Here is a 20,485-nt window from a genome sequence, read left to right as displayed (position 1 = left end):
TATAAACGGAGTGGTTCAATTGGGGATCGGCGTCTACTCGGTACATCTGCTTTATGTTGCTTTTATCGCGGCCATTATCGTTTTTATGCTCCTCAGGAAAGATACAACCTTTATTTCACTCGCCGGCATTTTTGTGATTGCGCTATGGACGACGCATTCATTCTCCGCTTCGGTCAGCAGTCTGTTTCACAGCTTCACGTATGCAGCCGGAGAATTGCTGCCGACGATTTTTATCATTTGTTTTATCGTGGCGATGAGCGGCATTTTGACCAAAACCGGTATTAATGAAGAGATGATTTCTCCGTTTGCAAAGCTGATGAAGGGGCCGGCAGTCGCGTATTGGGTTATCGGCTGTCTGATGTTTGCCATCTCTCTTTTTTTCTGGCCGTCACCAGGGGTGGCGCTGATCGGCGCTGTGCTGCTTCCCGCAGCGATCCGGGCGGGCCTTTCTCCGATCGCCGCGGCAATGGCGATGAACCTGTTCGGCCACGGATTCGCTTTATCGGGGGATTACGTCATTCAGGCGGCCCCGAAATTAACGGCCGATGCCGCGGGCATTCCCGTGAGCGATGTCATGCAGGCAAGTATTCCGCTCGTTTTGATCATGGGGTTAACGACGACAATCACCGCCTTCTTCCTCATCATGCGGGATCGAAAAAAAACGAAGGCCCCCCTCTCCTTGGACAGCTCCGGTTCTTTGGACACAAGTATGTATCTGCCGAAAAACCTCAGGGTGGTCCTGGCGGTTTTCATTCCGCTTGTTTTTCTCGCCGATATTATCTGCATGATCGTATACCGTTTGCAAGGAAACGATGCGACGGCACTCGTCGGAGGAACCGCGATCGGCATTCTCCTGATCATTCATTTCATTGTATATAAAGAGCGGCATTTAGAAAAGATCACCGAGTATTTTATCGGCGGTTTTCAATTCGGCTTTAAAGTATTCGGCCCCGTCATTCCGATCGCGGCCTTCTTTTATCTCGGTGACGCGGGGTTTAAAAGTATTTTGAACACCCCGCTGCCGAAAGGATCTGCGGGGATCGTCAATGACCTCGGATTGGCCCTGTCCCATTCTTTTCCGATGTCCGGAGAATTCGCCGGCATCGCCCTGGCCGCAGTCGGTGCCATTACCGGGCTCGACGGGTCAGGGTTTTCCGGTATATCTCTTGCAGGCTCGATGGCAAAGCTGTTTTCCGCCGCGCTTCATACGGACCCGGCCGTTTTAACGGCGCTGGGCCAGATTTCAGCGATCTGGGTCGGGGGCGGAACATTGGTCCCTTGGGCACTGATCCCCGCTGCGGCTATTTGTAAAGTTGATCCGTTTGAGCTTGCCAGGAAAAACTTTATCCCGGTTGCGGCCGGGCTAGTCGTCACAACGATCGCCGCCATCATCATTCTCCCGTAGCAAAAGGATTGAAATCTTCTGACATTTTCTATACAATCATGGGAAAAGCAGACGAGGGGGCATCGCTTTTGACGTTAACGAGACTTCAAAAAAGCTTAAACGCTCAGCTTGACGGGCTGTATGAGGAAATGGTTGAAATCAGGCGTCACCTTCACATGAATCCCGAGCCATCGTTTAAGGAGAAAAAAACACCGGCGTTCATCGCCTCATTTTATGAAAAGCTCGGCGTTCCCATCCGGACGAATGTCGGGGGCAACGGTGTCACAGCCTATATTGAAGGGAGTGAACCGGGACCGGTCGTGGCACTCAGAGCTGATTTTGACGCTTTGCCGATACAGGATGAAAAAGATGTGCCCTATGCTTCACAAATTCCCGGCGTCATGCACGCCTGCGGGCACGACGGCCATACGGCGGCTTTGCTAGCGGTCGGAAAAGTGCTGTACCGCAACCGGGAAAAACTGAAAGGGTCATTTGTGATGATCCATCAGCACGCCGAAGAATTATCTCCCGGCGGAGCAAAAGCAATGATTGAGGATGGCTGCCTCGAGCATGTCGATGCCATTTTCGGCACTCACCTTTGGGCGACTGAACCCGTCGGGACGGTCTTATGCCGCCCGGGCGCAGTGATGGCCGCCGCTGACGGCTTTACGATAAAAGTCATCGGCAAAGGCGGCCACGGCGCGATTCCTCACGATACGAAGGACGCCGTTTTAATCGGCTCACAAATCGTCACGGCTCTTCAGCATATCGTCAGCCGGCGGGTAAATCCGGTGCAGCCGGCCGTCATCTCAGCCGGCTCGTTCACCGCTGAAAATCCGTTTAATGCGATTGCCGATCAGGCAGTCATATCAGGCACCGTCCGCTCGTTTGACGAAAGTGTGCGCAGCCTGCTCGAAGCAGAAATAGAAGCCGTCGTAAAAGGAATCTGTTCCATGCACTCCGCTTCCTATGAATATCGTTTCAAGCGCGGTTATCCCGCCGTCGTCAATCATCCCGAGGAAGCAGCGCACGCGGCGGCAGCCGCAGCGGAAACAGAGGGCGTCACGAAGGTCATTGAAGGAGAGCCGCAGATGGCCGGAGAAGATTTTTCTTATTATCTGCAGCATACAAAAGGCGCATTTTTCTTTACGGGCGCCGCTTTAGAAAACGCGGAAACCATTTATCCTCATCATCATCCGAAATTTGATTTTAATGAAAAAGCGATGCTGACGGCCGCCAAAGTGCTTATCGGCGCCGCGGTGAGCTACCCCCGATAGGGCATAAAAAACAGCCGGTACATTACGTACCGGCTGCTGTGATTCTTAAATGAAAAACGTGCCTTGCCGTCTCACCGAGCTGTGACAGCAGTTTATAATTGGCCGCTCCGCCCACGGCGGCTCCGACGACCGGCAAAAGCTGAAACAATTTCACCACGTCCAGATAATCGCGGTATTCCTGCTGAAAAACTCTCCAATCGACATCATGCTTTTTCGAATCCCACTGTTCAATCATTGAGTATATGCGTTTCCGCTGTTCACCGCTTGAGAAAGCCAGCTGAAAAATAAACAGCAAAAACAATCGTTCATCCCTGTCTTTCACATCATACCCGTAAATAGAGGCAAGATCGAACAGACATTTCATTTTAATGGATAACAGCAAAGGAAAATCAGCCATCCCTAAAAAAATTCCGCCGGCCCCCGTACCGATACCTTCGGCTGCCGCGACCTTTTGGTACGATGCGATGGTTTGTCTGGCGAGGGCATCTTTTTCAGCAAGCGTCATACCGTTTGTATCCCGCTTGCTTTTCACCAGATTTGAACCCGCCATTGTTGCTTCGGTCATTTTTTTAATGCTTTCTGTGATGACGGCATGAATTTTATCAGGAATCCGCTCATTTATTTTCGCCTGCATTCCTTTAGAAAAACGTTCAAGCATAGAATCTTTGCGTAAAAAACGCGCTTTCCATTGCAGTGCTTCCTGTATCAGCTGCTGATCGTCGGTCATCTGTGTCTCCTTCTTTCATTGAGGTTTCAAAAACCCGATTGATTACAGCTTGCCGTACTTTTTCAATCTTCCGCCCATATACGAAGGCATGATCACAAAAATCAGAACGGCTGAAGCAACAGCCGCATACAGCGCCCCGCTGACTCCCGCGGCATAGGCTGACGCTGCACAGAACAGCAGCGCCTGCACGGTTAATGCCGATTTCATCAGCGAAAAGAAACTTTGCAGCTTCGCTTTCTGATTGACCGGGTAAAGCTCCTGCAGAGAAAGATGATGAAAATGCCCGAACAGCGGCAGAAGCTGTATTCCCGTAATAAAGACGGTAAATACGGTTAACGCCGCCGTTATCCACGGATTGGCGGAAACGAGCATAATAATCAGGATAAAAATAATCGTGAGCCTGACCTGAATGCCGAGATAATCATTTGAACGCAGAAAGGCCCGCGCATACATATAGGAGAACGTTTTCCGCTGTTCGAACGGAATCATTCTGAGCAAAAAGTCGAGATACGCCCGCCGTTTTGCCTGTTTTTTCAGGTGAGGCACATCGGTAAACAGATTGGCGATTCTGTAAAACCGCTGCTTCCTTCTTAATTCATATTCAATATGGGCTTCCCATTTTAATGATTTATGTTTTGCGGCCGATGTGAAATACACATAAAGGCCGGCCATCACAATGTAGACGGCGGCAGCGTACACATAAAACGACTGTAAGACGAAGTATAAAAGCAGCATATTGCAGATAAAGCGTATGACCGCATCCATCATTTTCATGCTTCTGTCATTCATAAACGTCATCCGCCACTCCATGGCCTGATTCCACGCTTTTACCGCCAGCATCTGAATAAATACGGCGGCATACGACGCAAGCGACGCCCCCGGACTTACAGCGAAAAACAGAGGCATGCATACAAGCGACAGAGCAATAAGCGGAAACAGCTGTGACAGATAGCTGTACTTAAATGAATGCTTAAAGTATGTCCCCATTTTCGGTTCAAGCGGCAGCAGAAACACGAGGTCCGCTTCCTTTAACAGCGTCCGGACGTATGAACCGGTCAGCACAAATGAAAAGAGCACCGCCATCACCCAAAATGACGGAAAATGAACGGGGATGTCTTTGACCCACTTGCTGTACCAGCTTGCCGCGCCGGCAATAAAAAAGATCAGCACAATGACGAGATGATCATTGAGCATATATTTCATATACATTCTGGTTTCCTTTATATGCTCTTCAAGCCGGGACTGCCAAATCGTAGACATATTATTCATGGCCGGCGTCTTCCTTCGTCAGTTCGATATACAAGTCATCAAGAGCTGCGTCTTTCATGCCGAACTGCTCTCTCAGTTCTTCCAGTGTGCCGCTTGCCCGCACTTCGCCGTTATGTAAAATAATGAAAGCGTCACAGTAGCGCTCTGCCGTAGCCAGGATATGCGTTGACATCAGCACGCTTGATCCGGCTTTTTTCGCGGCGTCCATCCGCTCCAGCAATGCATTGATCGCAAGCGGATCAAGGCCGAGAAACGGCTCGTCAATGATATAAAGCGAAGGCTCCGCGAGAAACGCGCACATGATCATGACTTTCTGCTTCATCCCTTTAGAAAAGTGAGCGGGAAACCATTTCAGCCTTTTTTCCATTCTGAATTCTTTCAGAAGCGGAGGAAGCCTTTTTTCAAGCGTTTCTTTGGAAAGGCCGTACGCCATGGCCGTCAGCTCCAGATGCTCTTTGAGCGTCAGTTCTTCATACAGCACCGGCGTTTCGGGGATGTACGTAAATTGCGAGCGGTAGCTTTCCTTATCCTCCGAAAACGTCTTGCCGTTCAGCTCGATCGAGCCTTTATGCGGGTCCATTAATCCGATAATATGCCGGATCGTCGTGCTTTTGCCCGCGCCGTTTAATCCGATGAGTCCGACAATCTGGTTCGGCTCAAGGGTGAATGAAACATTTTTTAAGACCGGGTTTCTCGTATAACCGCCGGTTAAGTCTTTTACCGATAGCAGAGACATAATTTCTCCCCTTCTGATTCGTTTTTCTTCATAGTACCAAAAATAAAGTCTGATTTGAAACGATTCCCTTTTTTTCTCACGTGAAAAGTGTGCATAGTTATCGTTTTGGCGGACATCATAATGTATGTAGAAGGAAACAGCTTTAATCAACTGAAAATGAGGTGTTTATAAAAGACGTCTTAGAACAGTTGGATGAAAATCAACATGTCCTGTGCTTACAATTTCTTCACACACTGCTTTGATGATGTTCTTCATTCATGATGAAATAATCAAATGAGGTGTTTGTCCCAGGAATGATTAAGCAGACCCATAAGTCTTCATTTTAAAAACAAATGAGGTGCTTACAAAAGGCATATTCAATTTTCTGTGATAAAGCTCGTACTTCTGCATCAGGGTGAACGCGCAGCCGTTCATCCTGTTTTTTGTTTTGGCCGTTTTTGTGGTACGATGAGAATATACATATATTTCTTTTCAGGGAGGAAACCCATCTATGCACAAAGCGGACGATTGTATTTTCTGCAAAATCATTGCCGGTGACATTCCGTCTTCAAAAGTATACGAAAATGAACACGTCGTGGCGTTTCTTGATATCAGCCAGGTCACAAAAGGCCATACGCTCGTGATTCCGAAAACACATATCGAAAACGTGTACGAGTTTACGCCTGAGCTTTCTAAAGAATATTTTGAAGCGGTGCCGAAAATCGCACGCGCCATCCGCGATGAATTCGAGCCGATCGGGCTGAATATTCTCAATAACAACGGTGAAAAAGCGGGCCAATCGGTGTTCCATTTTCACATGCATATCATTCCGCGTTACGGAAAAGGCGACGGTTTCGGGGCTGTCTGGAAGACCCACGCCGAAGACTATACGCCTGACGATCTTCAGGAGATCGCTTCAACCGTCAGAAAACGGCTTGCCTCATCTTAAAGATGAGGTTTTTTTGCGTCCGGAAACACAAAAAACATAAATTATATTTTTTTATATCAAAAAAATCAAAAAATTGTGATAGGATAATTGTATTATTTCTTACACTAAAGCGGAAAACAGGGAGAGATCGTAAACATGGAACGTACAACGAATTTCAATGCAGGACCCGCAGCCCTTCCACTGGATGTGCTGCAAAAAGCACAAAAAGAATTTGTCAACTTCAAGGATACCGGCATGTCCGTCATGGAGCTGTCCCACCGGAGCACGGAATATGATGCGGTGCACCAAAAAGCAAAAAGCCTTCTGAAAGAACTGATGGATATTCCCGACAATTATGATATTTTATTTCTTCAAGGCGGCGCAAGCCTTCAATTCTCCATGCTGCCGATGAACTTTTTAACGCCGGAAAAAACGGCGCACTTCATCGTAACGGGCGCATGGTCTGAAAAAGCACTCGCCGAGGCGAAACTGTTCGGAAACACAAACGTCACGGCAACAAGCGCAGATTCAAACCACAACCACATACCGGAAGCGGACCTCTCAGGAATCAAAGACGGCGCCTACCTGCATATTACGTCAAACAACACGATTTTCGGAACGCAGTGGAAAGAGTTCCCGAATTCACCGATCCCGCTCGTAGCCGACATGTCAAGCGACATCCTGAGCAGAAAAATTGATGTCAAAACGTTTGATGTCATCTATGGCGGAGCCCAGAAAAACCTCGGGCCGTCCGGCGTCACGGTCGTCATCATGAAAAAATCATGGCTTGAAAACGAAAACGCCAACGTCCCTAAAATGTTGAAATACTCCACTCACACAAAAGCCGATTCATTGTATAATACGCCGCCTACATTTGCGATTTATATGCTGAGCCTCGTCCTTGAATGGCTGGCTGAAAACGGCGGTGTCGAAGCGGCTGAACGGCGCAATCAGGAAAAGGCCGACGTCCTGTACGGCACAATCGACACAAGCGGCGGGTTTTACGCGGGGCATGCCGCAAAAGACAGCCGTTCTCACATGAACGTCACGTTCACCCTCCGCGACAGCAGTCTCACGAAAAAATTCGTTGAAGAAGCGAAAGCGGCTAAAATGACCGGACTCGGAGGCCACCGCTCAGTCGGAGGCTGCAGGGCGTCTATCTACAACGCCGTCAGCCTGGCTGATTGTGAAAAACTGGCTCAGTTTATGAGAAAGTTCCAGCAGGAAAACGAATAAATTTCTTCTAACATAACGGTTCCTTTGATATACTGTTTGCATATCAATTTTTCCGGCCATCGCAATAAATGACGAGCATATTATTGGATGGCGAAAAAGCTTAGCAGAGGAGAGCTTAGTATGAAAACAAAAGAATTAGTCATTATGGCCCTGTTTGCGGCAATCGGAGCGGTGCTTCATTCCATTATGCCGCCGGTATTATTCGGAATGAAACCCGATATGATGCTTGTGATGATGTTTATGGGTATTCTGTTATTCCCCCGTGTGCAGAACGTGCTGATGATCGGGATTGTAACAGGAATCATTTCCGCACTTACGACATCTTTTCCGGGCGGACAGCTTCCGAATATCATTGAAAAACCGGTAACGGCGTTTCTGTTTCTCGCGCTGGCGCTTTTGGTGAAAAAGAGCGTGAAAACAGCGCCCGCCGCCGTCATTACGATAGCCGGCACCTTCATCTCCGGTTTGCTCTTTTTGGCGCTGGCCCTTCTGATTGTCGGCCTGCCGGGCGGATTCACCGCATTGGTGCTCGCGGTCGTCCTTCCGGCGGCTGCGCTGAATACGATCGCCATTATCATTATGCATCCGATTGTGCAGACGATCTTAAAACGGTCCAATATGATTGAAACGGTGAAATAACCGCATACCGAAACCTCTTCCGGCCGGAAGAGGTTTTTTAATGTGTTTCAGCATGTTTTATACGAGAAGTTTTGTGAAAAAAATAAGGAACAATGCGAGGGCGGTTCCTGCTGAGCAGACGATGGCCTTTTGGCGGACGACCCGCTTCGGCGGATAAGAAGCGGCCTGGCCGAGCAGTTTCAGGTAATAAACGGCGCCCGCCGCAAAGACAAGAGCCATACAAGATAAAACAATCATAAAGACAGACAACCTTCTCCCTCCTTTTCCCTTAAAAAATATGCTAAAATAAAGCAAGCTATGTATAGAAGTTTATTCTTCTGAACAAAAATGATAAAAGTTATGAGAAAAAAAACGGGGTGATTTCAAATGGCTGACGGACGTTCCCTTTTAACAGGCCTTTTCGTAGGCGGATTGATCGGAGGCGCAGCGGTGTTACTCTCGGCTCCTTCATCCGGAAAAGAGCTGCGGGGCAAAATCAAAGCGAATTGCAATTCAATTGAGGACACAATCAAACGGTTAAAAAAAGACGGAATGGCGCTTAAGGACCAGCTTGTCCAAACGGCGAAAGAAAGCGCAGAAGTCATTAAAGACGTAGGCGGAGAGCTTCAGACCAACATTAAAAGGTGGCAGGAGGAAATCAAGCCGCACCAACAGGATCTCCAAAAGGAAATCGCTGATATCGAAGAGAAAATCAGACAGCTGGAGAAAACCTTACAAAACTAATATCCTATACAACCAAAAAAAAGTGCGGACATATTGCGTTCCGCACTTTTTTTTGCGGTTTAAAGCCTTTCCCAGCAACGGATCAAGAATTTATTATAAAATTCTTAAATTTTCATCTTTATTAATCTTTATTTTATTGGCATAATAGAGGAAAAGAAAATGTGAAGCAGGTGATCTGTATTGAATCGTGTTGAACCGCCTTACGATCTAAAAGAAGCTTTAATCTATACCCAAAAAATGGCGCAGCTGTCCAAAGCGCTCTGGAAATCTATCGAGAAAGACTGGCAGAATTGGCTGAAGCCGTACGACCTTAATATTAATGAGCATCATATATTATGGATTGCCTATCAGCTTAAAGGAGCTTCTATTTCAGAAATCGCCAAATTCGGCGTTATGCACGTATCAACTGCATTTAACTTTTCAAAAAAGCTTGAAGAACGGGGATATCTGAAATTTTCCAAGCGGCTGAATGATAAACGGAACACGTACATTCAGTTAACAGAAGAAGGGGAAAATGTATTCGAAAGCCTGCTTGAGGAGTTTGATCCGTCGAGAAACGCTGTGTTTAAAGGCTCACAGCCGATCTACCACTTATTCGGGAAGTTTCCTGAGGTTGAAGAATTAACCTGTGTCATCCGCCACATTTACGGCGAAGATTTTATGGAGATATTCGAGAAATCATTGACAAACATAAACAATGATTTTGATAGTGAAGACGGAAGGCTGAAGAAAAAAACGGACGAATCGGCTGTCCATGAAACGGCTGAAGAGCTGGAACCGATCAACAGTTAATCAAAGTGCTTCATAATCTCAATAAATTCTTCCATCAGCGCTGTATAAAGCCCCTGCTCATACAGAGCAAAAATCGTTTCATGAACATCTAATTTTTCGTTCAGCTGTCCCGCAAAAAGCGCAAGGAGCTTGTCAAACGTCACAAAGCCTTGCGCTTTTTGCGACTCCAGCTCGTCCTCCAATTCGCGGCAGATCCGCCCGACCTCTTCTCCTTCTTCTTCGGTCAGCCCTTTTTCAATCATCATCGCATAAAAAGGGTACTTATCCATATCCACCGTTTTCACCAGCAATTGTATGTAATATTCTAAACGCCCGATACGCTGATCCATTGAATCCATCCGTTTCACTTCTTTCTATCTTTAATCTTATTTTAGCTGATAATGAATGGAGAAGAAAGGTTAAACCGTACATTTCCATGTTTCACCGAGCTCTTCTGTTCTTCTCTTTCCAGGTTTATTTTTTTCTTTAAAAAAGGATTGATTTTTTCTCCTGAAGAGAGTAAATTATTTTGAGATTGTATTCCATCTTTGTACGGAAGGATGACTCTGATGAATTGCTGGAAAACCATTAATCTGATCAAAGATTATGGTGCGGTTCGTTTATTATTGACTGCTGTAGGTTTTATGATCCTGTTTTTTATATGCAACTTCTTGGCATTCGGGCTGCTGCGTCCGAATATCAGTTTAAGTGACGGGCACGTGTTTGCTTTTTGTGTGCTGCTCGTTGTTACTTTATTTGTACATAAAGTCATACATGTCCTGCCGATGATCTGTAAAAAAAGAAAAAAGGAAATGAAAATGTACTTCTTGCGGATGCCGACATGGAAAGGCATACCGAAAACGACGATGCTGATTTCAACGATCAGCCCGTTTTTATTCATTACGCCGTTATTGTTTTATGCCGGACTGGCATTTCCGAGACACGCTCATTACTTTTATATGATTTCGAGCATCCATGCGGGGTACTGCCTGCCTGATCTTCTGTTTGCGCTCCATCTGGTCAAAGCGCCCAAATCATGTCTGATTGACCAGGAATCCGACGGTTTTGATATTTTAGTAAAAAAAGTGCCGGAGTCTTGATGTCCCGCTGATTTTTCAGGTTACATTCTATCTTTTTTAATAAATATTTGGTAATGTAATATGGGAGCAGTTCAGAGAGAGGGGGAATCTCCCATCATTTTATTCTATTTTATCGTGGCTGCCCTGTTTATTCTTTATTTCATAAACAGGCTCACAAATACATTATGCCTTGTCAGAGAGATTCCTGAAGACCGGCAGGATAAGGTATTCCGTTTTATTAATGTATCTATTTTAATTTTACTGATCTCTTCATTCGTCGAGATCTCCTTTACTGTGTAAACAGGCAAAAAAATATGGCTGACGGAGGTCTGACCCCCGACAGCCATATTTTTTTCTTAATAAAGCCAAGAAGCGCCGATGATGATCAATAAGATGAACAGAACAACCAATAATGCAAAACCGCCTGCAAATACTTCACCCATCTCCAAAAGCACCTCCTACAAAACGTTTTATTTTTCCAATTACATCATATGCAATTTACTTCTGAAACGATTAGGCGCCCGGGTAAGAAAACGGACCGCTTTTGGAAAAAGCGATCCGTTTCGCTTAACAAATGTAAGCTGCACCTACGATGATAAGCAATATGAACAGTACTACGAGCAGTGCGAAACCGTTTGAATATCCTCCGCCCATGGTTCATTACCTCCTTTTCATGATCAATATATTTGTATGTATCAGGAAAAAGTTTGACTAGACGAATGCCCTTTATTTAAAATCTTTTTACAGAAAGCCACAATATGTTATGATACGCATATGCAATTTAATTTGGATGATTAGGAGTGTTTAATGGAATGAAGAAAATCGCGATAGCAGCTATTACGGCAACGAGCGTCCTGGCTCTCAGCGCTTGCAGCAGCGGCGACAACGACGTGATTGCCAAGACGGATGCCGGAAATGTAACAAAAGGCGAGCTCTACACGAACATGAAAAAAACCGCGGGCGCAAGTGTGCTGACACAGCTCGTACAAGAAAAAGTATTAGCAAAAAAATACAAAGTAACGGATAAAGAAATTGATACCAAGCTGAAAGAGTACAAAACGCAGCTCGGCGATCAGTACAGCTCCCTTAAACAGCAGTACGGCGAAGATTACCTGAAAGATCAGGTGAAGTACGAACTGCTTGCACAAAAAGCGGCGAAAGACAACATCAAAGTGACTGACTCCGATACGAAAGAATATTACGACGGCTTAAAAGGTAAAATCCGCGCGAGCCACATCCTTGTCGCTGACAAAAAGACAGCTGACGAAGTGGAGAAAAAGCTGAAAAAAGGCGAGAAGTTTGAAACGCTTGCGAAAGAATACTCAACTGACACATCAAAAGACAGCGGCGGCGACCTTGGCTGGTTCGATAAAAAGTCAATGGATGAAACATTCAGCAAAGCTGCATTCGGCCTGAAAGTCGGACAAGTCAGCGATCCGGTCAAAACAAAATTCGGTTATCATATCATCAAAAAGACAGAAGAACGCGGCAAATATGATGACATGAAAAAAGAACTGAAAGAAGAAGTTCTTAAACAGAAATTAAACGACAACTCAGCTGTACAGGCGGCAATTCAAAAAGTCATGAAAAAAGCTGACGTAAAAGTGGAAGACAAAGACTTAAAAGACACGTTTAACACTTCAACTTCTTCTGAATCTAAATAAAAAAACTGTGCGGGCTCTCGGCGAGCCGCACAGTTTTTTTATGCGATGGAATGATTGGAGTTTTCTTCCGCATCCGCGTTTTCACTTGCGGGCGCCGCCATACGGCGCTCGCGTTCCTGTTCCATCCGTTCAATATACACCCTTCCTTCTTTTTCAATAAACGACTGGTCAAGCTTTTCCTCTTCTTTAGCTGTTGTGAAAAGCTTATAAGCGCTGAAAATAATTCCGATAATGCAAAGGTATACCCACCAAGGAAAAAATAGCACGTCGGTTTCCTCCCTTTTTCACCCAGAGTCTTTATTCTAAGCTATGCTTGATAAAGACAAGTTATGAGAGCTGAACGTAAAAAAGACCGATCATAGAGAATCGGTCTTTTTTATCTTATTGATGGAAAGTCGGTTTGTAGAAAGAACGGTTTTCAAGCGCAAATACACGCTCTGTGTATTCGCCCGGCTTCACCCGTTCCAGCGCTCTGTCCATCATGATCATTTTTGCATCCAGATTGTCAATGTAGTGCAGAATTTCCGCTTCTTTCACCATCGGCGGTTTCGGGCTTCCCCATTCCGCTTTTCCGTGATGGCTTAAAATCAAATGCTTCAGAATCAGCACTTCTTCAGCGTCAATCTGAAGCTCTTCGGCTGCTTTTGAAAGCTCTGTCACCATGATCGAAATGTGCCCGAGCAGATTCCCTTCCACGGTGTACGTTGTGGAGACGGGGCCTGAAAGCTCTTTTACTTTGCCGAGATCATGCAGAATGACTCCGGCATAAAGTAAATCCCGGTCAAGAGACGGATACAGATCGGCTATCGCTTTTGCCAGGTTCAGCATGGACACTACATGATACGCGAGCCCGGAAACGAACTCATGGTGGTTTTTAGCCGCCGCCGGGTAATCCATAAACTCAGCCGCATATTTTTTGACCAGATGTCTTGTGATCCGCTGGATGTTTGGATTTTTCATTTCAAAAATGTATTGAGTGACGGTTTCCATCATTTCATTTTTCGGAATCGGCGCCGTTTCCAGAAAATCATCAATGCTGACATTTTCGTTCTCGCCGGCCGGCCGGATGTTTCTCAGCTTAAGCTGGTTTCGTCCGCGATAGTGATGGACATCTCCGATCACCTTCACGATCGTCTGCGCCGCGTACGTTACTTCATCAGTCGGCTTGGCATCCCACAGCTTCGCTTCGATATCTCCCGATTGGTCCTGCAGCATTAACGTCAGGAATGGTTTTCCGTTGCTTGCGATTCCCTTAGTCGAAGATTTAATCAGAAAGTATTGATCGACCTGCTCGCCGACCTCGTGCAGCATAATACCTTTTGCCATTCTATTAAAAGCTCCCTCCATATCTTACATAATACCAGTATAGCACATACCTCTTTTTTGAAAATAAACTCTTTTATGACAGGAGGCGCATGACTTGTCCGCTGTGAAAAGACCGGCTGACATGCTCATGGCAGGTGAAATAAAGTATCTGCCGCCCGCCTTCTGAAAGCTGATTCAGCACATCAAACAGCCGCTGCAGCCGCTGCCTGTCAAAATGGACAAAACTGTCATCAAGTAAAAACGGCAGTGATACCGCAGATTCCCTCTCTGACGCAAGGGCAAAACGAATCGCCGCATAAAGCTGCTCGCATGCCGCCTGTGACAGTTCGCCTGCAGAAAACACCGTTCCGTCTTTCCGCATGACCATAATGGAATCATCAGCCTCGGAAAAATACAATTTGTGATAGCGTCCGTCCGTAAGCGGCCCGTATAATGCACCGGCGGTTTCTAACAGACGGGGAAGCGTCACTTTTTTATGCCGCTCCATTTTTTCCCTGATAATGTGTCTGACCGTCTGTAATGCGGCCCACTCTTTAGCGGTTTTTTTCACGCGCTCCTTCTGCATTTCTGTCTGCTGTTTTAAATCGGATACAAGCCCCGAGGACTCCAGCTGCTCTTGCTTCACCGTTAATAAAGCAGTTTGCTCACGGAGCTGGGCGCTTTTTTCCTCAAGCGTTTTTTTCTCTGTTTCCTTCTGAACGACTGTATGTTCAAGTTCGGACACTGTGCGGCTCATGTACGGCTCCAGCTGTTTTCCGCCTATGCCGGACAAGTGCGTTTTGATTTCGCGCAGCTGCCGCTCTGTTTCCCGGCGGCTTTCAGTCAGCCTGGCGAGTTCACAAAAGTGTTCGCGGTTTTTTGCGCCTGCCGCCATGAAAAGCTGTTTGACCTGCTGTTCGTAGTAATGAACTTCTTCATTTAATTCACGCATTTGCTCTTGTGCATGCAGCAGATCCGTTTCGAGCGCCTGTTTTCGTTTTGCTTCCTCACGGGCCCGTTCCGCCTGCGCCAGCAAAACGTGCAGTCTTTCTTTTACGGACAGCTCCCTTCCGTCTGAAGGACTCAGCTTTTTGACCCGGTCCTCAAATGCTCTTTGCAGCTTTTGCAGCCTGCCCGCTTCAATGGTCAGCTCATGCTTGTTAAGGATTTCTTTTTTGACATCTTTCATTACATGATATGCGTCAAGAAGATGGGAAGGACTTCCTGAAAACCCCAGTTCATTCATAAAAAGTTCCGCCTGTTTTTCAGACGGCGCCATTTCGGCCTCCCATTCTTCATATTGGCGGATGACTCTTTCATATGCCGCTTCTTTCTGTTCAAGCACGGCTTGATCCGCAATCAGCTGCTGCCGGTGCCGGCCGTCACGCCAAAGCTCTTCCTGCAGAAGATCAGCCGTTTCTTTAGAGATCGCCGGCTTCTTTTTCTTGTGTCCGGGCCCTCCTCTTTCTGACGGCAGCGGTTTTTGCATGCCGGACAGCATATACAGCAGCAGAGCACCGGTAAAAAGGGCGGCGGGCAGCCATTCCTTTAACATAGCGAAAATCGCAATGAACAGAATGCCCGCACCGAGAAAGAGCTTTTTTTGTTTGGCGCGCTGTTTTTCCAGATGCTGAACATGTGCCTGCCATTCGTTTCCTTCTGTATCAGCCGTTTGCTTATATGATTGTAAAGCGGCTTCTTTTTCTTTCCTGACAGCGGGGTCCAAAATGTTTTCCGCCGTCACGGCATGTTTTCGTTCGGCTTCTTCCAGCTCCAGCCGCGCTTGTTCGAAAATCGCATCAAGCTGTGTCTTTCTTTCTCTTGCCTGTCCGGCGCTCTGCACGGCTTCCTGCAGCCGCCATTCATATTCATAATCGGTGTTCAGTGAAAGAATGCCGTCCTCCTCATGTCTTCCGAGCTGCTGCAATCCTGACGAAACGCGGGCAGATGTCTGCCGGATCTGTGATTGGATGGCGGCAAGCTGTTCGCCGCGCGATTCGTACATATGCTGCTCGCCGGAAAGCTCCTGCAGCTGCCGCTCTTTTTGCAGCAAGTCCTCATTTGGAGCGAGCAGATCAGCCTGCCGCCTGAGTTCAGCCGCTTTTGCCCGAAGCCCCTCAAGACGGGCCGCTTTCGGATGGAGATGCGATTCGTATTTTTCAAGCTGATGCATTCCATCCTTCGGGAATTGCTTCAATGCTTCCGGATAAGAAGAAAGTTCGCTTTCCAAGGCTGTTTTTTTGTCTGCGAGCGGCTTTGCTTCTATCGCCGATTTTACTGTTTTGATTTCTTCAGTTATGTCTTTCAATCGTGCTTCGGCATCCTGCAAACGGCCGCCGGCGCTTTTTTTCTCTTCCAGAAGGCTGTGATAGCCCGCTTCCGCAGCTTCCGCCTGTTTCAGCTGGGCGCTGAGCCGCTTTAATGTATCCAACTCCTGATTTAAGCGGGGGTTCCGCCCGTTCGGCTTATACATCCTGTCAAGTTCTTTTGCCAGCCGCCCGTCAAGCTTTGCCGCCGCTTCCGACCCGAATAAGCTCGAATACAGGAGAAACTCGCCGATTTTGTCCCGGTTAAAAGCTTGAATCTCCTGCAGTCCGAATACATCGAACGAATAGATCGCTTCGTACAGCGCCCGATCTGTATCGGAAAGAAGCTGTTTGAGCCATTCTCCGTCCTTGATTTCGCCTGAAGCCGTATACACTCTGACTTTTTCGGCAGCGCCTTTTGTCCGTTCGATTTTGACAGCGCCGTGATCGCCATGCTTCAATTCCACAGTGCCGCCGTAAACCCCGCCGTTTTTCGGTTCGTATTTTTTTGATTTCGGAAAACCGAACAGTACGCTTTTGATAAAGGACATCAATGTCGTTTTGCCCGCTTCATTTAACCCGTAGATCACTTGCACGGGAGAATCTGACAGCTGAAAACTTCGGTCTGAAAATTTTCCGTATTGGTAAATATGCATCGCCGTTATTTTCATCGCTGAAGCTCCTTCATCTGGCGTCTTAAAACGGCTTGAGCCTGCCGCTTAATATCCAGTATCTCTTCATCTGTAAATGAAGCCATCTGACGCCGGTATACGGGATGACGCTCAAGGGCTTCAAACACACCGCTCATGTCCGCGCATTGTTCTATGTCCTGAAGGAGCCCTTTAAAAAACGGATCGGGCGGCACGGTGTCTGTTTCATCCGTCCGATCCTCAAGCGCAAGCGGCCAGACGAAACATTCCTCTTCGGCCTCTTCCTCCTGTAAAGCGGAAAGAAGCTCCTCCGCGATGCCTGCGGGCGCCTCCGTCCAAAAGCGGGGCGCCGCGCCGCGAAGCACCAGCCTGACACATGCCGGGCGGCCCGCCGCGCGCAAGCCGGAGAATGTATCCGATGCGGCTTTCAGAAGTGAAGTCATATGTTCAGCTCCGGAGATATCAAGATCAATTTCCTCCCATAACACATCATGCGCTTCTTTGAATTCCCAAGACATCTCACCGTTTGCCGCCCGGACGAGATAATATCCCTTAGGCCCGGTTTCTTTTAAATGCCGGGCTTGAATATTCCCGGGGTAAATGGCGGCGGGATGCCGGGCGGACAGAACCTGCCGTTTATGAATGTGTCCGAGCGCCCAGTAATCCATGCCGCTTTTTTCAAGGTCTTCTTTCGTAAACGGGCAGTACGGGTCATGCCCTTCCGCTCCTGATAACATGCCGTGGAGCATGCCGATATGATAAGGCGCGCCGGTCACTTTCCGGTAACGGGCCGCCTGATTGACCGTTACGCTTCTTTTCTGATAGCTGCATCCGTATATGCTTGCCGCAAGCTCTCCGTTTTTAAAGAAAGATTTTTCCTCCGGTGTATCCGAGGTGAAGATATGTACATTTTCCGGCCATTCAATCGGCGTCCACTTACCGCCCAAATGATCATGGTTGCCGAATATGACGAACACTTGGATATCCGCTTCCTGTAATCTCGTAAACTGTTTTCTCAAAAACAGCTGGGCTTTTAAACTTCTGTTGGCTTCGTCAAACAGATCCCCCGAAAGCAGCACGAAATCTGCCTGCTCCCGGAGTGCCCCGTCCGTCAGTCGGCGGACGCTGTGAAATGTGCTTTCTTTAATACGCGCATATACCGGTTCAGGCAGATTCGAAATACCGTAAAACGGGCTGTCCAGATGCAGGTCAGCGGCATGAATAAACGTCAGATCAGCCATCTCGCCCTCCCCTTTCTGCAGATTGAATTACCCTTATTTTAGCACCGTTTTTATACGAATGCACGTTCTGCAAAATAAAAAAACAGCCCGGCTGTTCCGGGCTGTTTCACTTATTTTTTGGAGATGCGCAGCGCTTGTTTGATCGCTTTGAATCCGCTGGCGTTTCCGTAAATCAAAACGCCGCCTTTGTAAATTTTCGCGCCGACCGCCGCAAAGATCACGATAGTGACCAGTGTCAGGGCGATTCCGGCCGCAGCCTGCCAAAACGGGATATCGAGCATTCCGACGCGTAAAAACATAATCATCGGCGTGAAAAACGGAATGTAAGATGTAACGGTAATAAAACCGGCGTCAGGATTGCCGATGCCGAACATGGCGATCATAAAACCTGCCACGACTAAAAAAACCATCGGCTGAATCGTCTGCTGTACGTCCTCTATCCGGCTGACAACACTGCCGAGAAACGCGGCAAGCGTCGCGTAAAGAAAATAGCCGAGCAAATAGAAAATGACAGCATAGACTATCGTCGAGACGGGAACATCCGTAAAATTGAGAAATGCACTGATCGGCGACGACGCATCATTTTGAGGGTTCAGCTTCAGTGAGAGATAACCAGCCGCAATCAGCACCGCAAACTGTGTGATCCCCACGAGCGCGATACCGAACAGTTTGGCAAACATCTGCTGAATCGGCGGCATGCTTGAAATTAAAATTTCCATGACGCGGGACGATTTTTCCGTCGCCACTTCCATCGCAATCATGCTTGCGTACATGATAACTGAGAAGTAGATGACAAACAGCATGATGTATACAAGCCCCATTACCTGACCGAGCTCTTCCTCAGATTTCGCCCCTTTTTCCAGCGCGCTTTTGCTGACTTCCGGCGGAGTGTAGAGGCTGCTGACTTTTTCTGCCGAAATGCCGAGCTTGGCGGTTTCGACAGCGGTTTTTGTCTGGGTTAAAGCCTGCTTGAGCAGTTTATACGCTGATTCATCGGAAATGGTCAGCGCCTTGTATGCTCCTGTTATCGTTCCTTTTTGATCTTGTCTGATGATAAACAGTCCGTCCCATTCACCGTCTTTGACACGCTTTACGGCATCTTTTTCGGACTCCTTCGTCTCCATTGCCTGCAGATCATTGTCTGTATCCGCCGCTTTAAGCTGTTTTGCAAACGCCGGGTACAGCCCGCCCGTTTCATCAATCACCGCAATTTGCTGCTTGCCGTCATCCGATTGAAACACGGATATAATCGATTGCAGGTTGGTCACCGCTAATACTAATAAAACGGTAATGGCGGTCGAAATAATGAATGACTTTGTCGCGATTTTGTTTTTATATGTATGAAACAGCATAATCCAAAATTTATTCATATACGGCCCCCACCTTTTCTATAAAAATATCATGCAGTGACGGCTCTTCCAATTCGAACTTCCGTATAAAACCTTTCCCTTGCAGCGCCCGGAAAATATCCTGAGAAACCGGTTCATTCGCGACCTGCAGTCTGATCCCGTCATTTGTTTCCTTCCATTTCACGACACCTTCATGCGTTTTTAAAAAGCTGAGGTCATCATCTGAATGAACGGTGACATTTTTTTTGCCGAAAGACCGCTTAATGTCTTTCAGATTGCCTTGAACGACGGGTTTTCCCTTCTGGAGAATGCACAAATTCTCACAAAGTTCTTCCACATGCTCCATTCGGTGGCTTGAAAAAACGATGGAAACGCCGCTGTTTTTCAAAGAAATAACCGCTTCTTTCAGCAGCTCGACATTCACCGGATCAAGACCGCTGAAAGGTTCATCGAGAATCAGCAGTTCAGGCTTATGCAGGACGGCCGAAATGAACTGGATTTTCTGCTGGTTTCCTTTAGACAGCTCTTCGACTTTCTTATTCTTGTAATCTGTAATGCCGAACCGCTCGAGCCATGTCATGAGCTCTTTTTCCGCCTCTTTTTTGCCCATTCCTTTTAATCTCGCCAAATAGACAAGCTGGTCACTCACCTTCACTTTCGGATACAGCCCCCGCTCTTCCGGGAGATAGCCGATTTTTTCACTGATGGAATAATTGACCGGCTGCCCTTTCCAGGTGATATGCCCGTCAGTCAGGCTTAAAAGACCTAAAATCATCCGAAAGGTCGTCGTTTTTCCCGCGCCGTTTGCGCCGAGAAGCCCGAACATTTCCCTTTCAGGTATTTGCAGGTTCAAATTGTCAACAGCGGTAAAGCTGCCGAATGTTTTCGTTACGTTTTCAATTGTAAGCACGAATCCAACTCCTTCCTTGACCCATTATATACTAATAATGGGTAAAAATTAATGGAGGATTTTAAATTCTTTATCAGAATATCATTCTATAAAGGGGGTGACATGATGGGACAATATGTATTGACCGCATTCCATGCGTCGGGAGAAACGCTGCTGGATGAACGGATCGAAGCGGATAATGAGGCGGAGGCGAAGGCCGCCGGAGAGGCTTTGTTAAAGGAAAAAAAACTTGAGAACAGTACTCATCGCTTGGTAAATGAAGCCGGAAAGCTGATTTTATTCCACAGATAACAGAAGCTTTCCGGCTTCTGT

24 protein-coding genes are annotated in these 20,485 nt (G+C 47.1%); 11 read left to right on the top strand and 13 right to left on the bottom strand.

Annotated elements, in window-relative coordinates; all coding sequences use genetic code 11:
• Positions 1-19: 19 nt before the first annotated feature.
• On the top strand, positions 20-1,405 hold the full coding sequence (locus tag NYE36_RS05240) for a hypothetical protein (protein WP_136396245.1): 1,386 nt from the start codon (positions 20-22) through the stop codon (positions 1,403-1,405).
• A gap of 68 nt (positions 1,406-1,473) precedes the next feature.
• Entirely contained in the window at positions 1,474-2,661 is a 1,188-nt protein-coding gene (locus NYE36_RS05235) for a M20 family metallopeptidase (RefSeq protein WP_241458108.1), read from the top strand.
• 22 nt (positions 2,662-2,683) lie between these two features.
• Here NYE36_RS05235 and NYE36_RS05230 read toward each other — a convergent pair whose 3' ends face one another.
• Genes NYE36_RS05230 through ecsA form a run of 3 tightly spaced genes read right to left on the bottom strand, consistent with a single transcriptional unit; the run spans position 2,684 to position 5,393 of the window.
• Positions 2,684-3,388 carry an EcsC family protein gene (locus tag NYE36_RS05230; protein ID WP_020955586.1) on the bottom strand — a complete coding sequence of 235 codons (705 nt, stop codon included), beginning with the start codon at positions 3,386-3,388 and terminating at the stop codon, positions 2,684-2,686.
• A 42-nt stretch (positions 3,389-3,430) separates the two neighbouring features.
• Positions 3,431-4,657, bottom strand: coding sequence for an ABC transporter permease (locus tag NYE36_RS05225; protein WP_007409219.1), 1,227 nt, complete (start codon positions 4,655-4,657; stop codon positions 3,431-3,433).
• Positions 4,650-5,393: an ABC transporter ATP-binding protein EcsA gene (gene ecsA, locus NYE36_RS05220; RefSeq protein WP_003155231.1), complete on the bottom strand. Its 744-nt coding sequence runs from the start codon at positions 5,391-5,393 to the stop codon at positions 4,650-4,652. Before ecsA ends, NYE36_RS05225 begins: the two co-directional genes overlap by 8 nt.
• 490 nt (positions 5,394-5,883) lie before the next feature.
• Between ecsA and NYE36_RS05215 the strand changes: the two genes are divergently transcribed.
• From NYE36_RS05215 to NYE36_RS05205, 3 genes are all read left to right on the top strand, one after another.
• Positions 5,884-6,321 (top strand): HIT family protein, encoded by a 438-nt coding sequence (locus tag NYE36_RS05215; protein ID WP_007409220.1) that lies wholly within the window; start codon positions 5,884-5,886, stop codon positions 6,319-6,321.
• A 135-nt stretch (positions 6,322-6,456) separates the two neighbouring features.
• Complete coding sequence (serC, locus tag NYE36_RS05210) at positions 6,457-7,536, top strand: 3-phosphoserine/phosphohydroxythreonine transaminase (RefSeq protein WP_265451296.1); 1,080 nt, start codon at positions 6,457-6,459, stop codon at positions 7,534-7,536.
• 120 nt (positions 7,537-7,656) lie between these two features.
• The gene (locus tag NYE36_RS05205; protein ID WP_007409222.1) at positions 7,657-8,175 is read left to right on the top strand and encodes a tryptophan transporter; all 519 of its coding nucleotides are present in this window, start codon (positions 7,657-7,659) and stop codon (positions 8,173-8,175) included.
• A 57-nt stretch (positions 8,176-8,232) separates the two neighbouring features.
• Here the strand turns inward: NYE36_RS05205 and NYE36_RS05200 are convergent, their stop codons facing one another.
• Positions 8,233-8,424 carry a hypothetical protein gene (locus NYE36_RS05200; RefSeq protein ID WP_007409223.1) on the bottom strand — a complete coding sequence of 64 codons (192 nt, stop codon included), beginning with the start codon at positions 8,422-8,424 and terminating at the stop codon, positions 8,233-8,235.
• A 117-nt stretch (positions 8,425-8,541) separates the two neighbouring features.
• On the opposite strand from NYE36_RS05200, the gene NYE36_RS05195 reads away from it, so the two are divergent.
• Positions 8,542-8,898, top strand: a complete 357-nt coding sequence (locus tag NYE36_RS05195) for a YtxH domain-containing protein (protein ID WP_256683753.1) — start codon at positions 8,542-8,544, stop codon at positions 8,896-8,898.
• 180 nt (positions 8,899-9,078) lie between these two features.
• Positions 9,079-9,690 carry an HTH-type transcriptional regulator Hpr gene (locus NYE36_RS05190; RefSeq protein WP_003155240.1) on the top strand — a complete coding sequence of 204 codons (612 nt, stop codon included), beginning with the start codon at positions 9,079-9,081 and terminating at the stop codon, positions 9,688-9,690.
• Here NYE36_RS05190 and NYE36_RS05185 read toward each other — a convergent pair.
• On the bottom strand, positions 9,687-10,028 hold the full coding sequence (locus tag NYE36_RS05185) for a YhaI family protein (RefSeq protein ID WP_003155243.1): 342 nt from the start codon (positions 10,026-10,028) through the stop codon (positions 9,687-9,689). The genes NYE36_RS05190 and NYE36_RS05185 overlap by 4 nt on opposite strands.
• Before the next feature lie 210 nt (positions 10,029-10,238).
• Here NYE36_RS05185 and NYE36_RS05180 point away from each other — a divergent pair, with 210 nt between their 5' ends.
• Entirely contained in the window at positions 10,239-10,769 is a 531-nt protein-coding gene (locus NYE36_RS05180) for a DUF3267 domain-containing protein (protein WP_007409225.1), read from the top strand.
• Positions 10,770-10,829: 60 nt separating this feature from the next.
• Positions 10,830-11,048, top strand: a complete 219-nt coding sequence (locus tag NYE36_RS05175; RefSeq protein WP_003155245.1) for a hypothetical protein — start codon at positions 10,830-10,832, stop codon at positions 11,046-11,048.
• A gap of 56 nt (positions 11,049-11,104) precedes the next feature.
• Here NYE36_RS05175 and yhzE2 read toward each other — a convergent pair whose 3' ends face one another.
• Positions 11,105-11,191 carry a sporulation protein YhzE2 gene (gene yhzE2, locus NYE36_RS05170; RefSeq protein WP_003155248.1) on the bottom strand — a complete coding sequence of 29 codons (87 nt, stop codon included), beginning with the start codon at positions 11,189-11,191 and terminating at the stop codon, positions 11,105-11,107.
• 124 nt (positions 11,192-11,315) lie between these two features.
• A complete protein-coding gene (gene yhzE1, locus NYE36_RS05165; protein ID WP_017417375.1) occupies positions 11,316-11,402 on the bottom strand; it encodes a sporulation protein YhzE1 in 87 nt (28 codons plus the stop codon).
• A gap of 158 nt (positions 11,403-11,560) precedes the next feature.
• Between yhzE1 and NYE36_RS05160 the strand changes: the two genes are divergently transcribed.
• Complete coding sequence (locus NYE36_RS05160) at positions 11,561-12,412, top strand: peptidylprolyl isomerase (RefSeq protein WP_265451297.1); 852 nt, start codon at positions 11,561-11,563, stop codon at positions 12,410-12,412.
• 38 nt (positions 12,413-12,450) lie between these two features.
• Here the strand turns inward: NYE36_RS05160 and NYE36_RS05155 are convergent, their stop codons facing one another.
• The 6 genes from NYE36_RS05155 to NYE36_RS05130 all read right to left on the bottom strand — a co-directional run bounded on the left by NYE36_RS05155 (position 12,451) and on the right by NYE36_RS05130 (position 20,173).
• Complete coding sequence (locus tag NYE36_RS05155) at positions 12,451-12,678, bottom strand: sporulation YhaL family protein (RefSeq protein WP_007409227.1); 228 nt, start codon at positions 12,676-12,678, stop codon at positions 12,451-12,453.
• A 115-nt stretch (positions 12,679-12,793) separates the two neighbouring features.
• Entirely contained in the window at positions 12,794-13,738 is a 945-nt protein-coding gene (gene yhaM, locus NYE36_RS05150; protein WP_003155251.1) for a 3'-5' exoribonuclease YhaM, read from the bottom strand.
• Positions 13,739-13,811: 73 nt separating this feature from the next.
• Positions 13,812-16,694, bottom strand: a complete 2,883-nt coding sequence (locus tag NYE36_RS05145; RefSeq protein ID WP_265451298.1) for an AAA family ATPase — start codon at positions 16,692-16,694, stop codon at positions 13,812-13,814.
• Positions 16,691-17,914 (bottom strand): DNA repair exonuclease, encoded by a 1,224-nt coding sequence (locus NYE36_RS05140; RefSeq protein WP_265451299.1) that lies wholly within the window; start codon positions 17,912-17,914, stop codon positions 16,691-16,693. Before NYE36_RS05140 ends, NYE36_RS05145 begins: the two co-directional genes overlap by 4 nt.
• A gap of 110 nt (positions 17,915-18,024) precedes the next feature.
• Positions 18,025-19,284 carry an ABC transporter permease gene (locus NYE36_RS05135; RefSeq protein ID WP_064115876.1) on the bottom strand — a complete coding sequence of 420 codons (1,260 nt, stop codon included), beginning with the start codon at positions 19,282-19,284 and terminating at the stop codon, positions 18,025-18,027.
• Entirely contained in the window at positions 19,277-20,173 is an 897-nt protein-coding gene (locus tag NYE36_RS05130) for an ABC transporter ATP-binding protein (protein WP_007409231.1), read from the bottom strand. The genes NYE36_RS05135 and NYE36_RS05130 overlap by 8 nt, the downstream gene beginning before the upstream one ends.
• A 105-nt stretch (positions 20,174-20,278) precedes the next feature.
• Between NYE36_RS05130 and NYE36_RS05125 the strand changes: the two genes are divergently transcribed.
• A complete protein-coding gene (locus tag NYE36_RS05125; RefSeq protein ID WP_003155259.1) occupies positions 20,279-20,464 on the top strand; it encodes a YhzD family protein in 186 nt (61 codons plus the stop codon).
• The last annotated feature ends 21 nt before the right edge of the window (positions 20,465-20,485 follow it).

Origin of the sequence: Bacillus sp. FSL R5-0593, from assembly GCF_038603755.1 — a bacterium.
Classification (GTDB): domain Bacteria; phylum Bacillota; class Bacilli; order Bacillales; family Bacillaceae; genus Bacillus; species Bacillus velezensis.
This window is presented reverse-complemented; position numbering and strand designations above follow the sequence as displayed.